Origin of the sequence: Falsirhodobacter sp. alg1 (assembly GCF_000739715.2) — a bacterium.
Lineage (GTDB): Bacteria > Pseudomonadota > Alphaproteobacteria > Rhodobacterales > Rhodobacteraceae > Falsirhodobacter.
On the sequence record NZ_BBJC02000127.1, the window covers coordinates 1 to 500 of the forward strand.

The following is a 500-nucleotide window of genomic DNA, read 5'->3' on the forward strand; positions in this document are numbered from 1 at the left end:
CACCCGCCGTGCTACCTTGGTTACCACGGGCGCCGTTCTGGCCATGGCAGGCATGGCATCCATTTTCTTCTTTTTTGTTGACCAGCTGATCGGTCTCGGTGTGCGTCAACTTTTCGGGCTGGGAGGCTAACGACATGGCCAAGCGCTGGTATGTGGTTCACGTCTATTCGGGCTTCGAAAAGAAAATTGCCCAGCACATTCGCGAAGAAGCGGAACAGAAGGGCCTGAGCGACCATATTGATGAAATTCTGGTGCCTTCCGAGGAAGTCATTGAAGTGCGTCGTGGCCAGAAGGTGAATACTGAACGCAAGTTCTTCCCCGGCTATGTGCTCGTCAAAATGGAAATGACTGACGAAACGTGGCACTTGGTAAAAGACACGCCAAAGGTTACGGGCTTTCTGGGAACCAGAAATCGCCCTACCCCTATTTCTGCGGCTGAAGCTGAACGCATTATCAAGCAGACAGAAGAAGGTGTGCAGCATCCTCGTTCTGCCATATCG

At 52.4% G+C, this 500-nt stretch carries 2 protein-coding genes; both read left to right on the top strand.

Annotated elements, in window-relative coordinates; translation table 11 throughout:
• A partial coding sequence (locus TR36_RS16505; RefSeq protein ID WP_062763547.1) for a preprotein translocase subunit SecE occupies positions 1 to 130 on the top strand: 130 nt, incomplete at its 5' end.
• 4 nt (positions 131 to 134) lie between these two features.
• A partial coding sequence (gene nusG / locus TR36_RS14580; protein ID WP_067397956.1) for a transcription termination/antitermination protein NusG occupies positions 135 to 500 on the top strand: 366 nt, incomplete at its 3' end.